Here is a 14,221-nt window from a genome sequence, read left to right on the forward strand (position 1 = left end):
GTTTGGGTGTTGCTGATATCAATTCGGTTTCGTTATATCTGGACTCGCTCAGCACTTCACTGGCTTGAGGTTCCAGATATTATTGGCGTAGTCACGAATACTGCGGTCAGAACTGAATTTACTCATCAGTGCGGTATTGAGAATCGCTTTATGGGCCCAGGTTTTCTGATCGCGGTAAGCCGCATCAATTTTCTCATGGGTTTTTACGTAATCGGCAAAGTCTGCCAGCACCAGGTAAGGATCACCGCCTTCCAGCAGGTTCTGACGAATAGCGGACAGCAGACCCGGCTGACCTGGCGTGAATTCGTCAGAATCCAGCAGATCCATCGCCGCGCGAAGCATGCTGTCGGCGTTGTAGTAACGGTAAGGATCGTACCCTTCCTGTTTCAGCTTCTGCACTTCATCAACCAGCAAGCCAAAAATAAAGATGTTGTCATCGCCTACTTCTTCACGCATTTCTACGTTAGCGCCGTCCATGGTGCCGATTGTCAATGCACCGTTCATGGCGAACTTCATGTTACCGGTACCGGATGCTTCTTTACCGGCGGTTGAAATTTGCTCTGACACATCTGCCGCCGGGAACAGGATTTCCGCCAGGCTGACACGGTAGTCTGGTACAAAGACCACTTTTAGCTTGCCACCCAGACGCGGATCATTGTTCACCTTCTCGGCAACTTTGTTGATCGCAAAAATGATATCTTTTGCCAGCGCATAACCTGGTGCAGCTTTCGCCCCGAAGAAGAACACCCGTGGATGCATATCAAACGTCGGATCATTCAGCAGACGGTGGTAAAGCGCCAGAATGTGCAGCAGGTTCAGGTGTTGACGCTTGTATTCGTGCAGACGCTTAATCTGAATATCGAAAATGGCATTTGTATCCAGATCGATATCCATGTTGGTTTTCACCCAGTCAGCCAGACGTTGCTTGTTCTGTTTTTTCACGGCCATGAAGCGTTGCTGGAACGCCTCGTCATCAGCAAATTCCGCCAAACCGGCGATTTTTTCCAGATGAACCGGCCAGTCGCTGCCCACTTTTTCACTGATCAACTCAGACAGACCCGGGTTACAGTATTTGATCCAGCGACGAGGTGTGACGCCATTGGTCACGTTAGTCAAACGTCCCGGATACAGTTCGTTGAACTCAGGGAACAAGTCACGCTTCACCAATTCTGAGTGCAGCGCCGCCACTCCGTTTACGGCGTAGGTGCTGACCACACAGAGGTTAGCCATGCGAACCATGCGCTGCGGGCCTTCCTGAATAATAGACAACTTACGTTTGACATCATTATTCCCCGGCCAAGCCGCTTCTACTTCTTTCAGGAAACGGTGGTTGATCTCGAAGATGATTTCCATGTGACGAGGCAGCATTTGCTGAATCAGGGCTTCACTCCATGTCTCCAGCGCTTCCGGAAGTAATGTATGGTTAGTGTAGGCAAAAGTCTGCGAGCAGATCGCCCATGCGGCTTCCCACCCCATTTTGTATTCATCAATCAGAACACGCATCAGCTCAGGAATGGCGATGGTCGGGTGCGTATCGTTCAGCTGGATCGTTTCCAGTTTCGCCAGATCCTCAATCTCATTACCGGCGGCATGGTGACGACGCAGAATATCCGCAATGGAACAGGCACAGTGGAAATACTGCTGCATCAGACGCAGCGCTTTACCCTGATCGTGGTTGTCATTCGGGTACAACACTTTGGTCACGTTACCCGCTTCCAGTGCCGGGTATTGTGCACCCACGTAGTCACCGTCGTTGAAACGGGCCAGGTTAAACGGTGCCGGTGAACGGCACTCCCACAAGCGGAGCGGATAAACGGAGTTGTTGTCATAGCCAACAATCGGCAAATCCCACGCAATACCGTCAACCGTCATACCCGGAACCCAGCGACGATAGTTGTTGCCGTCTTCGTCCAGATAACTTTCAACATACCCGTACAGGCTGACAGTTTGGGTCAGTTCAGGACGAACCACTTCCCAAGGGTAGCCTTCAACACCACGCCAGCCGTCCGGTGTTTCAACCTGGCGTCCTTGTTCAAATGACTGACGGAACAAACCGTACTCATAGTGCAAGCCGTAACCGACCGCAGGGTATTCCTGCGCAGCCAGCGAATCCATAAAGCAAGCAGCCAGACGCCCCAGACCACCGTTACCCAGAGCCGGATCACGCTCTTCTTCGAGTAAATCAGTCAGGTTCTGGCCCAGTTCTTCCATTGCTGAAGCTACGTTTTCATACAAGCCAAGGCTAATCAGGTTGTTACCTGTCAGCCGGCCAATCAGGAATTCAAGAGACAGGTAATTCACGCTGCGGGCTTTTTCTTTTGCGAGTTTTTGTTCGGTCGCCAGCAGATTACCCGTGCTGATTTCAGCCAGTGCACGAGCCATAGCCAGATACCAGGCATGAGGCGTGGCACTCTCGGTCGTGTACGCATAAGTCGTGGTGAGATGTTTTTCTACAGCGGCTTTAAATGCTGCTTTATCAAACTGTTGTGTCTGACCATTCTTAATCATGGTTCAATCTCGCTCTAGGATTATTTCCAACTGATACCTATGTTGCCTGCCTTAGTCCGGCAAAACATCCTCCCGTGTAGGGAGGGATGAGGGAGGAGTATTAGGGGCGTAGTCCGTTTTCTCCCCATCATTGTGTGACAGCCTGCAAAAAATCGAGGTGGAGAAGCACTAATCAGCCGCCCCAAGTGCAATTAGGCTCACATAATCATCCTAAATTTTAATGTGCAAAGCCATGATGATTTCTCTGTGAAAGTTTTTAATTGTGTGATTTGGTTCATAAATATGGGGATGAGAGCACGAGATTTGCTGATCTCGCCATTTTGGGAGGTAAAGTTATGGGACAGATCAAAAGTTGCGTGAAACATTTCATGCAAGATGTCGGTCGCCCGAGAGCCTCTCCATGCTGATCACGCGCAGGAATAAGCGTGTTTCTATCATCAGTATGCAGAGTACAACGGAACTGTAACCTTAGAGTAAGATAGCAAGACTATGTGGATACCATCGAAATTAACCCGTCCGGCACGCCTTCATAACGCCATCATGCGTCCCCGTTTGCTGGATGCCCTTAATCAGGCCCCTTACTATCGTCTTGTTCTTTTTCGATCTCCTGCCGGCTATGGCAAAACCACCATGGCAGCGCAATGGCTGAACGAACACCCTCACACCGGCTGGTTTAATATCGACGAAAACGATAATGACTCGTTCCGTTTTGCCAACTATTTCCTGCAAGCGCTGAACAAAGCCTCGCAACTGGCCTGCCCGAAAACACAGGCGATGGCTGAACGTCGTCAGTTTGCCTGTCTGTCTACCCTGTTTGGCGAACTGTTTGCCGAATTGGTGGATTACCATGAACAAACTTATCTTGTGCTGGACGACTACCATCTCATTACTAACGATGACATTCACGACGGGATGCGCTTTTTCCTGAAAAACATGCCGGATAACCTGACTCTGGTGGTTACCAGCCGTACCATGCCGCCGCTGGGCACGGCCAATTTGCGCGTCCGGGATCTGCTGATTGAAGTGGATAACGATTTGTTGGCCTTCGATGAAGAGGAAACAACCCGCTTCTTCAAAAAACGGCTGTCTGAACAAGTCGAAGTGGACATTCTCCGCTCGCTTCACCAGCAGGTTGAAGGCTGGCCTTCTGCCTTACAGCTGATTGCCCTTCACGCTCAGCAAAGACCGATGCATCTGGTTGAGTCAGCTGAGTCCATGGCCAGTTTTAACCGGGGCCACTTGTGGGACTATCTGGCCGAAGAGGTGTTTGATTTGCTGGATCAGGAAACCCAGAAGTTTCTGTTGCAGTGTTCAGTGCTCGATATGTTCAACGCCCAGCTGGTAACCGACCTGACCGGTCGGAGTGACGCACTGGCGATGCTGGAGTCCCTCAACCGCTTTGGTCTGTTCCTCAATACGCTGGAAGGCGACAACAACTGGTATCGATTCCACAATCTGTTTGCTGAATTTCTGCGCCACCAGCGTTACGCGCAAATTCCCCAGCAACGTGGCGAATTACACGCACTGGCGGCAAAAGCCTGGCTCAAACAACGCTCACCACAGCAGGCCTTGTTGCACGCCCAGAAAGCAGACGATCCATCACTGGTCATCGATATCCTTTGCAGCTACGGCTGGGAAATGTTCCATCACGGTGAAATGACACTGCTGGAAGATGCCATTGCCGCACTGGACAGTGATCACCTGTATACCCAGCCGCGCCTGAGCCTGCTGCGCATGTGGCTTCTGCAAAGTCAGCATCGCTATAACGATGTCGGCGATATGATGACCCATACAGAGCAAGAACTGGCAAATCGACATATTGAGCTGGATGATGCGCTGCAGGGCGAATTCAATGCCCTGCGAGCCCAGGTGGCAATTAACCAGAGCAAGCCGGAAGATGCCCTGATTTTGTCGGAGCAGGCGCTCGGGCAATTGCCATCCACCACCTACCGTAGTCGTATCGTTGCTACATCCGTTGTTGGCGAAGTCCACCACTGCCTCGGCAACCTGAGCCGTGCGCTGCCAATGATGCAGCAAACGGAGAAAATGGCTCGTCAGTATCATGTTTACCATCAGGCGCTGTGGGCACTGCTTCAGCAGAGCGAAATTAATCTGGCACAAGGTTATGTCCAGACGGCATTTGAACTGCTGGATCAAGCCTTTAAACTGGTGCGAGAACAGCATCTGCAACAGGTGCCGCTGCACGAGTTCCTGTTGCGTCTGCGGGCGCAGATCCTATGGTGCTGGAACCGTCTGGACGAAGCTGAAGAATCGGCACTAAAAAGCCTGGAAGTGCTGGCTCCGTATGATGAAACCAAATTCTTGCATGCTTACTCCATGCTGGCGCGCATTGCCGTAACCCGTGGTGAACATGACAAAGCGGCCCGCTACCTGGAACTGTGTAACAGCCTGATGGATCGCTCCGTCTACCACATTGACTGGCGCGCCAATACCGACCTGGCCAATTTGCTCTACTGGCAAACCACCGGCGATACGGAGAGCATCCGACTGTGGCTGGAAAAGGCGGAAAAGCCAGATGGTGCATGTAACCACTTCCAACAGCTGCAATGGCGAAACATCGGGCGTGCCAGCGTCAACGTTGGTCAGTATGAACGGGCTGAACAAGTGTTTGCTATGCTTGAAGAAAGTTGTAACAAACATAATTTGGTCACAGACAAAAACCGAAATCTCGTGGTACAAGCTGTGCTGAGTAAAAAGCAAGGTAACCGTCTTCAGGCGCTGGCCCAGTTAAAAGAAGCGCTTAGCCTTGCCAACAGCACGGGAATGGTTGGAATATTCTTGTGTGACGGTAATGAAATTTGTGATTTACTGCAGGAACTGGCAGACACCAAAGCGTTGAATGAACTGGAACTTCATCGCGCACGCCAGCTGCTGAGAGAAATGACCAGCAAAGAGCGAAACCGTTCCGTCCATTTTGATGAGCAGTTTGTAGAAAAGCTGCTGAATCTACCGGATGTACCTGAACTGATTCGCACCAGTCCACTGACACAAAGGGAGTGGCAGGTACTGGGACTGATTTATGCCGGTTACAGCAATGAACAAATTGCGTCTGAGCTGGATGTGGCGTCAACCACGATCAAAACTCATATCCGCAATCTGTACCAAAAACTCAACATAGCCAATCGCCAGCAAGCGATTGAGACTGCTGAGAATCTGTTGAAACTGATGGGCTTCTGATCCTCAGGGCTTCATCTCGGGTTAAGGATGACCGATGAAAGAATGGAGCAAAGACAGGATCTGGTTTCAGGATATGCCGTTCAGGTTCCACGGCATACCTGTGGGTGCCAGAATGACCGTCATTAAGCTGGATAACGGGAAGTTGCTGATTCATTCCCCTATCCAGCTCACTACCCAAATGCAAATTGAGCTGACCAAACTGGGCAGTGTGTATGCCATTGTCAGCCCCAATATGAATCACCATCTCTATCTTTCGGAATGGTGGCTGGCCTATCCGAAAGCCTATTTTTTTGCCCCGCCGGGCTTACAAACCAAACGCACCGATCTGGTGTTTGATGATGCATTAAGTGCCAATAGTCCGTCTATCTGGCGCCATCAGCTTTATCAGACCCTGTTGCGTGGTAGTGACCAAATGGAAGAAGTGGTCTTCTGCGATCCGGAGTCCAACACCCTGATTGTGGGCGACACTCTGGCTTGGCTACGCCACGCCTGCCACCCGCTTACTGTTGCCTTAGGGGTGGCGAGCGGTTGTTACTGGCAACCGGCCATGCCTTATTACTGGCGGCATACCTTTAAAGACAAAACCCGGTTACGGCAGTCATTACAGGAAATTCTGACCTGGCCATTTGATCGCATCATTTTGTCTCACGGCGAAAATATTACCGAGAACGGCAAAGCCGTGTTTCACCATGCATTTCGATGGGCGTTTTAAGCCCTAAACCGAAACCTGAAACCGAAACTCTTGCCGATTTTCTCTTTTGCTGTCACGTTGTTCACCTCTGACGTGACAGCCGAATAGCTTATCAAGAGATAAGCCGACGAAATGAAAATAAGCAGTCCGTTGCCAAGCCGTTGATATCACCCATAGCGAAATTCCTCACAAGTCATTTCCCATTTTTAGGTGATATGGTTTACCGTTTGGTTCAAGAGCGCCTGATTTATTGTCTTTAATCAATGAATTATCGAGTTGTGGTTTCATCATGACCATATGTGATAAAACTCACACATTTACCCGAAAAGTGGCGTATATTCATATCGTATTTCTTGTGAGGAAATGGAAATGAATGCTTCTAAATGTTTTCTGAGGGACCTGCTTGGAATTGTTCTTGTCGTGAGTGCAATTTCGGTGATGATGGGCATTATTTTCAGTTGTTTAGCTGGTCTGAATTACCTTTCCCATGAAGAGGCGTTTGCCAGCACTTACCTCCATGAAGCGATACCGCTGTTATTTTGCATCATTCCATCACTGATTCTTGCGAAAATTATCAATCGTCCGAAATGGATTCATGATGTGGAGGAGTATGAACTACAAAGTGCCAAACGATTCAGTCAGACTCACTAACCTACAGGCCTTTAGCCAATAATATCCCTAACTCAGCCCCGCATAGGGGCTTTTTACGCCCATGAATATTAGACTCTCAGCCTTCGGCTCCCCGTACCCTCCCTTTCCTATCAGGCAAGTTCTCGCCTGCCGCTTGTACGATGCCCAGCCATTATCGGTTTTCTCTTCGTTTTCGGAGTGACATATTATTGTAAGGGGAACTGGCTAGTATGAGACACATGGCCTTCATAACCTTAAGCAGCGTTAGGGAGTTAAGCGTTTGAATAAGTATGATCTTTACCGGCGCTTGCCTGAAATGATGCAACTCGAAACGCTGGTTAACCATCAGGTCACACACCTTCAGAGTGTGCCTGTATCAGTCAACACACTGGCAGTGACCGAACTCGAAAACGTTCCACTTCCCATCTATAAAATTGCCCTCGGTAATCCCCATCCTGATACTCCCTGCCTGATGTTTATTGGTGGGGTACATGGCCTGGAGCGGATAGGCAGCCAGGTGGTGCTGTCGTTACTCAACAGTCTGTGCCAACGGCTCCATTGGGATGCAGCACTGCAAACCCGTCTCAAACGCCTGCGACTGGTTTTTATTCCACTGCTGAACCCTGTCGGCATGGCAAAACGGTATCGTTCGAATGGCAATCATGTGGATTTAATGAGGAATGCCCCGGTCGACAGTGCTGAACGCACAGCTTGGTTGGTTGGCGGTCACCGGATATCACGTTTTCTCCCTTGGTATCGCGGAGCCGAAGGTGCACCAATGGAACTGGAGTCGCGAGCATTGATCCAAGCCGTGCTCAGTGAAACTCGCCAAAGCCCGTTGACGATTGCGCTGGATTTTCATTCTGGATTCGGCAATAAAGACCGTCTCTGGTTTCCTTATGCCAAAAGCCGTCTCCAGCCAATTGCGGATATCGGTGCACTGTTTCACTTAAAAACACTGTTCTTCAATGCGTTTCCGCATCAGAACTACCTGTTTGAACCACAAACCAAACATTACACCTGTCACGGTGATCTCTGGGATCACCTTTATGATCTGGCTTCGGCCCGGCATCAGTCACTGCTGCCGCTGACCCTGGAAATGGGATCCTGGCGCTGGGTGAGAAAGAACCCGTTACAGTTGCTCGATCGGATTGGATTATTTCATCCTATGAAACCTCATCGAGTCGACAGAGTGCTGCGTACCCACCTGACCTTAACGGAATTTATGATGAGTGCAGCCTATTCTTACACCAGCTGGTTTTTAAGCGATGCCAATGCCGATTATGCCCGGCAAGCCATTTCGCTTTGGTACCCTCAATCGGATTTAACTGACAATGAGCATAGCCTTACCTGAGTCGTCATATTCAGAGACTGCGTCATCTGAAACAACCACTTCCTCCGCGACATCCGGAGCCAATGAAAGTGCTCGCCCCATTATTTTGTTGCGCGGGTTGCTTCGCGAGAGCCGACACTGGGGAGCGTTTACACAGATGCTAGAGCAACACTACCCTTCAAGGCCGGTAATCTGCCTCGATCTAGCCGGAAACGGCAAACGGTTTGAAGAAGCATCACCCTCGCAGTTACCTGAGATGGTTGAAGATTTACGCCAGCAACTAGCGTTATCACTAGCGACCCACCCGGCACACGAAACAACCACAACGCCCCCCGCAGGCACGGATGTTCAGGCTCAAGCTCAAGCTCAAGCTCAAGCTCAAAAGCAGGATCTGGAACATACACAACAGCCGGTTCAAACAAAGCCTCATCCAAGCCAGCAATCCCCCAAATTGGCAGCAGATATTATCGCCATCTCGATGGGGGGAATGATTGCAATGGAGTGGATGAACCGCTACCCGGAAGAGATTCATCAGTCAGTGCTCATTAATACCAGTGCCCGCCCCTATTCCCCCTTTTATCACCGGCTGCGTTGGCAAAACTATCCGGCCATTCTGCGTGGACTGTTTCAAACAGCCAATGACAGAGAGGCGACATTTTTCCGACTGACCACACGTCTGGCACCCGCTAAACATCTTGAACAATGGTGCCAGTGGAGGGCCCAATGCCCGGTTTCATCGCGAAATGCCCTACGCCAGTTATTTGCTGCAGCCCGCTTCACTCACCATGGCGTGCCCAGTGCTTTTACCCTTTTACTAGCCAGCAAGCAGGACAAACTGGTCGATGTTGCCTGCAGCAAAGCACTGGCAAAAGCCTGGGCCGTCCCGCTGTTGTTACATCCGGCTGCCGGTCACGACTTACCCTTGGATGATCCTGAGTGGGTACTCAACCGGGTCACCACATTTTTCCGGTTACATGAGCAATCCGAACCCGGGGCAAAACCGCGGTAGCCCGGTGTCATCACAGTCAGACGATTGAACAATTTCTGTTTAAACCACAAGCCATACTCGGGTAAAACGCAAAAAGGCCGCATGATAATCTGCGACCTTTTTCTTCATCTTTGCACACCGTTTGTATGCATGGCTTGTGACCTGATTCTGACTTATGCCCTAATCTGGTCCGGTTGCTAAGGCTCAGCGATTAACGCGGACGAGCAAAGACCTGAGTCCAGTAAATACCGTACTGCGTGTCCGGATTTTCTACAGCCGCTGAACCCATTTGCGTTACGTTACCGCTCATGATGTTCTTACAGTGACCCGGGCTGGCCATCCAGGAAGCCATAACGGCATCAATGTCTTTCTGACCTGCAGCCACGTTTTCAGCCCATGCACTAGATACATAACCTGTCGCATCGATACGGTCACCTGGCGAGCTACCGTCAGAGCCGGTATGACTCATGAAGTTGCCGTTAGCCATATCACTGGAGTGACCGTATGCCGCCGCTTCCAGGTCATAATCCCACGTTAGCGCTGACACCGCTGGCATAATTTCACCGCCACAGTTTTGCTGTTGAGAACGCGCCTGATTCACCGCGTATAGCATCAAGTCTGCAAACTCAGTGGAATCTGGTGGTGTAGTCGGTTCAGTGGTTCCACCGGTGTTGTTACCGTTATCCGGCGTTGTGGTACCCGTGTTACCGCCAGTGCTGCCGCTATCAGTACTTCCGCTGTCTGTGCTGCCACTGTTACTTCCGGTGTTATTTCCCGTATTAATCGCACTACCACTGTTACCAGTCCCGGTTGAGGTCGTTCCCGATGAATCAGAACCACCGCCTGAACCACCACATCCCGTAAGAATTAACGCCGACAATACGAACAAAGGAAGAACTTTCATAATATACCTAGCTGTAGAATACAATAGATATGTTTTATTAAGCTCAATGGTTCATGAGTTGCTATAAATAATTTAGCTTAATAAAACACGATTAATAATTTTGAATATCAAGAAGACGAGGCACACTATACTGACTTGGGACTGAACGATTCAATATGCAACGGTTATTTTTAAGCCATATTGACAGATAATTGACAAATAAATCTGGTTGAAATTTGACCAAACATGGTTGTTATTCATTGATTTTAAATGAAATTAAAAACATCTCAAACATGAGATAAAAATAAACAGAAAAACTAACAATAATGACTAATAAATAAGTCACACTCCATTGCCCTGTCGATATTAATAAGTCTAATCTTTGATTTTAATAAAATATCTCTGTCAAAATATTATTAATTGTTAAATATTTATTAATGAAAAAAGCCTATATGGACTCAATAAAAAAAATGCTGCGTAATTGCAGCATTTTTTAATTACCTCATAATGTTAATTACAGTGCCACTAAGTCATCCTGAGTAACACTCACCCCTTTAATCTGCGCATAAACCTGATCACCAACCTTCAGTTCCAACTCATCAGCTGCCCACAAGGTAATGTTGGCCCAAAGCTGAGCTTCGCCAATTCGTAACCGGACTTCCACCCGCTCTTCCTCATCAACCGAGTGAAGTTTATCAATTCGGGCAGCGAGCACATTTCGAATACTGGTTTGAGTTGGTCGCTCGCGGACAATAGAGACATCGTTAGAATGGATTCTTACTCGTACCCACTCGCCACGGGCACGTTCCAGCCGTTTGACCCACAGATAGGCATCATGATTCAGCATCACCTGTGTCAATGCATAGTCCGGATGCTGAAAGTTCACCCTGGCACTAAGCAATGAGCTTTGCTCTTTGCTTGGCAGCCAAGGGCGCATCGCCGGTGAGCCCCACACACTGTTTATATGGCCGGAGATCACCACCTTCCCTTGATTTATCATGACCATATGATCAGCAAGACGAAGAATTTCGTCCAGGCTGTGCGTCACATACACAATCGGAATTTTGATCTCTCTGGCCAGTTTTTCCAGATATGGCATTAATTCCTGCTTGCGGGGTAAATCCAGAGACGCCAACGGTTCATCCATCAGCAGCATGCTTGGGTTCGACAATAACGCCCGACCAATGGCGACACGTTGCTTCTCCCCTCCGGACAATGAGGCCGGATAGCGTTTCAATAAGTGCGCAATGCCCAGCAGATCAATAACATGCTGAAAATTATCAGGAGACTGATTCACACAGCCATAACGTAAATTGCCTTCCACACTGTAATGGGGAAACAGCCGGGCATCCTGAAAAACATAACCAATCTGACGCTTTTCGGGAGGGAGGTTAATCCCGCGCTGAGTGTCAACAATGGTTTTGTCCCCGATCTCGATCACCCCGTCATCAGGCCGGGTTAATCCGCTAAGGACGTTGATCAGTGACGTTTTACCGGCACCCGAACGACCAAACACCGCGGTGATGCCCTGCATAGGCAGCATCAAATCGACATCCAGCTTCAGCTGACCCAGTGTTTGTTTCACAGCAATCTTAATCATTGTGCCTCCAGACGTCGTCGGGCAAGTCGAGCCAGCCATTCAGAGGCCAGTAGTGATGCCAGTGCAATGGCAATCGCAATCACACATAACCGCGCTGCCTGACTTTCTGCACCCGGAGTTTCAATGAATGAGAACATGGCCAGTGGAATGGTCTGAGTTTCGCCGGGGATATTCGAGACAAACGTAATGGTGGCCCCAAACTCCCCCAGGGCGCGAGCAAAGGCAAGTACCGAGCCAGTCAAAATACCGGGGATAGTCAGCGGTAATGTAATCGTGAGAAAAACACGCAAAGGGCTCGCGCCAAGGGTCCTCGCTGCTTGCTCCAGTTTAGGATCGACATTCTCCAATGCCAGCCGAATAGCCCTGACCATCAGCGGGAAAGAGACCACGGCCACCGCCACCACAGCGCCGCGCCAGCTGAAACTGAAAGTCAGCCCAAACCAGTCATATAAGACTTTCCCGAGCCAACCCTGACGACCCAACATCACCAACAACAGATAGCCAATAACAACCGGCGGTAACACCAGAGGCAGGTGAATCAGCCCATCCAGTACCGATTTACCCATGAAATTTTTACGAGCCAGCAACCAGGCACACGCCATTCCCAGAGGTAAGCTCACTAACACAGCCACCCCGGAAATTTTCAGGCTCAACAGCAATGCCTGGATCTCGTAGTCGGATAACACTAGCGTGATTCTCCAAAGCCATATTTTTCAAAAATAGCTGCCGCTTCATCTGTCATCAGATAATCGTAGAACCCTTTTACCTGTGGATCTTCTGCTTTGCCTTTAATCATCGCCACCGGGTAAGTGATTGGTGTATGACTGTCCGCAGGTAACACCCCCACCATTTTCACTTTTTCTGACACCATGGCATCCGTTTTATAAACCAGACCCAGATTCGCTTCCTGCCGTTCCACCAGCAACAACGCTGAACGTACGTTATTCGCTGCCGCCAGTGCTTTCTCTGCCTGTGGCCACAAGCCCAGATTGCTTAAAGATTCCTTGGCATACATACCCGCCGGCACATGATTCGGATCGCCCATAGCCAAACGGGTCCCTTTCAAGGCTTCGGTCAGATTCCAGTTGGCGGTAATTTCAATGTTGTCAGCCGGATAACTGGTCGGCGCAATCATGACAAGGCTGTTTTCCAACAACGACTTACGGGATGAAGCGTCGATTGCTAGCTGCTCTGCCAGATAGTCCATCCATTTTTCGCTCGCTGACAGATAAATATCGACTGGAGCCCCCTGAGCAATCTGACGTGCCAACGTTGAAGAAGAAGCATAAGAAAGCGTTGTCGAGACGCCGGTTTTGTCCTCATAGGCTTTTGCCACATCATTCAACGCATTGGTCAGTGAGGCCGCCGCAAACACCGTGATCTTGTCTGCAGCAAAGCTGTTTGTACCCGCCAAGGCCAGCCCAAACAGGGCAATTCGGCTCCAGTTCATCTGTTCTCTCCATATCGTGACAATAAAAATACCGATATATACTATTGTACATATCGGTATCGAGCAATACTCCCTGCGAGGTGTAATAGCTTGCTGCGCCATTTATCACGACACTGGGTGAAGGTGATCTGAGCAACAACCTCAGATCACATGATGAAGGCGAGTTTAGAATGAAAAATGATATTGGTACTGATACGTCGGCACGATTAAAGCCTGCCTTTCCGAACGCAGCATTTTTTCTCTTTTACGCAGATACCTGGCTTCTTCGCTGTTGCCGTTCTGCTTCTTGTTCAACTGCTGCACCTGATAGGCAATGGTCGACAATTCTCTGTCTATTTCCTGAATCCGCTGTTCGACACGGTATTCCTGAATACCACGGTTGTACTGCTCAATGAACTGCGGGTTGTCGCAAACACCGTTGTACACACCGCCGTAACGGCCTACGCGATAGCCGTTGTCCGGCATGCAGTAATGGGTCAACCCCAGCTCATAACCATTCCCCCAGGAGAGGTGGTCAACCATGACATTGGCTTCCCGGCAGTCCTGCGCATAATCATTGATTCTTGTTGAGGGTACGCCATTCTGCCCGTCCTGAAGCCCGACAGAGTACCAGTCAGCAACCTGACACTCTTCCACCGACATGCTTGAACATCCGACAAGCTGCGCCAATAACAACATACAAAGGGAGCGCCTAAACATAAAACCTCATGTCAAAACAAAGCAAGCCGACATACTAAATCAAACAGCGTTCATTAAAAAGCAGAAAGTTACTCCCAACCTTTAGCTAACTTGCCCAATTTACAATCTGTTTGATAAAGAAGGTGATTGGTTTATCCGTGAAAGCAGTCATCAAAGCGTGGCTAAGCACAGTGTCTCAGGAACACGTTTCGAACAGCAAGTTCCCAGCATTAATTAGCTGGCCCTACTCGGTCAAAGCCAT

The 14,221-nt window shown here is 49.5% G+C and carries 11 protein-coding genes; 5 read left to right on the forward strand and 6 right to left on the reverse strand.

The genetic code is table 11. From position 1 onward, the window contains the following. Nucleotides 1-48 precede the first annotated feature (48 nt). A complete protein-coding gene (locus tag FH974_RS22205) occupies nucleotides 49-2,505 on the reverse strand; it encodes a glycogen/starch/alpha-glucan phosphorylase (RefSeq protein ID WP_207104252.1) in 2,457 nt (818 codons plus the stop codon). 492 nt (nucleotides 2,506-2,997) lie between these two features. On the opposite strand from FH974_RS22205, the gene malT reads away from it, so the two are divergent. The 5 genes from malT (at nucleotide 2,998) to FH974_RS22230 (ending at nucleotide 9,369) form a co-directional block, all read left to right on the forward strand. Then, nucleotides 2,998-5,706 carry an HTH-type transcriptional regulator MalT gene (gene malT, locus FH974_RS22210; protein ID WP_207103774.1) on the forward strand — a complete coding sequence of 903 codons (2,709 nt, stop codon included), beginning with the start codon at nucleotides 2,998-3,000 and terminating at the stop codon, nucleotides 5,704-5,706. A gap of 34 nt (nucleotides 5,707-5,740) precedes the next feature. Next, the gene (locus tag FH974_RS22215) at nucleotides 5,741-6,418 is read left to right on the forward strand and encodes a DUF4336 domain-containing protein (RefSeq protein ID WP_047885980.1); all 678 of its coding nucleotides are present in this window, start codon (nucleotides 5,741-5,743) and stop codon (nucleotides 6,416-6,418) included. 348 nt (nucleotides 6,419-6,766) lie between these two features. Further along, entirely contained in the window at nucleotides 6,767-7,048 is a 282-nt protein-coding gene (locus tag FH974_RS22220; protein ID WP_047885981.1) for a hypothetical protein, read from the forward strand. A gap of 259 nt (nucleotides 7,049-7,307) precedes the next feature. Continuing rightward, on the forward strand, nucleotides 7,308-8,381 hold the full coding sequence (locus FH974_RS22225; protein ID WP_242551910.1) for a DUF2817 domain-containing protein: 1,074 nt from the start codon (nucleotides 7,308-7,310) through the stop codon (nucleotides 8,379-8,381). Beyond that, nucleotides 8,362-9,369 carry an alpha/beta fold hydrolase gene (locus tag FH974_RS22230; protein ID WP_207103775.1) on the forward strand — a complete coding sequence of 336 codons (1,008 nt, stop codon included), beginning with the start codon at nucleotides 8,362-8,364 and terminating at the stop codon, nucleotides 9,367-9,369. Before FH974_RS22225 ends, FH974_RS22230 begins: the two co-directional genes overlap by 20 nt. Nucleotides 9,370-9,559: 190 nt before the next feature. On the opposite strand, the gene FH974_RS22235 is transcribed toward FH974_RS22230, so the two are convergent. From FH974_RS22235 to FH974_RS22255, 5 genes are all read right to left on the reverse strand, one after another. Further along, nucleotides 9,560-10,252, reverse strand: coding sequence for a CAP domain-containing protein (locus FH974_RS22235; RefSeq protein WP_207103776.1), 693 nt, complete (start codon nucleotides 10,250-10,252; stop codon nucleotides 9,560-9,562). Between the two features lie 493 nt (nucleotides 10,253-10,745). Then, nucleotides 10,746-11,831 carry a molybdenum ABC transporter ATP-binding protein ModC gene (gene modC, locus FH974_RS22240; protein ID WP_047885983.1) on the reverse strand — a complete coding sequence of 362 codons (1,086 nt, stop codon included), beginning with the start codon at nucleotides 11,829-11,831 and terminating at the stop codon, nucleotides 10,746-10,748. Beyond that, nucleotides 11,828-12,517 (reverse strand): molybdate ABC transporter permease subunit, encoded by a 690-nt coding sequence (modB, locus tag FH974_RS22245; RefSeq protein WP_047885984.1) that lies wholly within the window; start codon nucleotides 12,515-12,517, stop codon nucleotides 11,828-11,830. The genes modC and modB overlap by 4 nt, the downstream gene beginning before the upstream one ends. Beyond that, nucleotides 12,517-13,281, reverse strand: coding sequence for a molybdate ABC transporter substrate-binding protein (gene modA, locus FH974_RS22250; RefSeq protein ID WP_047885985.1), 765 nt, complete (start codon nucleotides 13,279-13,281; stop codon nucleotides 12,517-12,519). Before modA ends, modB begins: the two co-directional genes overlap by 1 nt. A 165-nt stretch (nucleotides 13,282-13,446) precedes the next feature. Continuing rightward, nucleotides 13,447-13,959, reverse strand: coding sequence for a DUF2799 domain-containing protein (locus tag FH974_RS22255; protein WP_207103777.1), 513 nt, complete (start codon nucleotides 13,957-13,959; stop codon nucleotides 13,447-13,449). Nucleotides 13,960-14,221 lie beyond the last annotated feature (262 nt).

Source organism: Photobacterium ganghwense (genome assembly GCF_017329545.1).
In the GTDB taxonomy this organism is placed as follows: Bacteria; Pseudomonadota; Gammaproteobacteria; order Enterobacterales; family Vibrionaceae; genus Photobacterium; species Photobacterium ganghwense.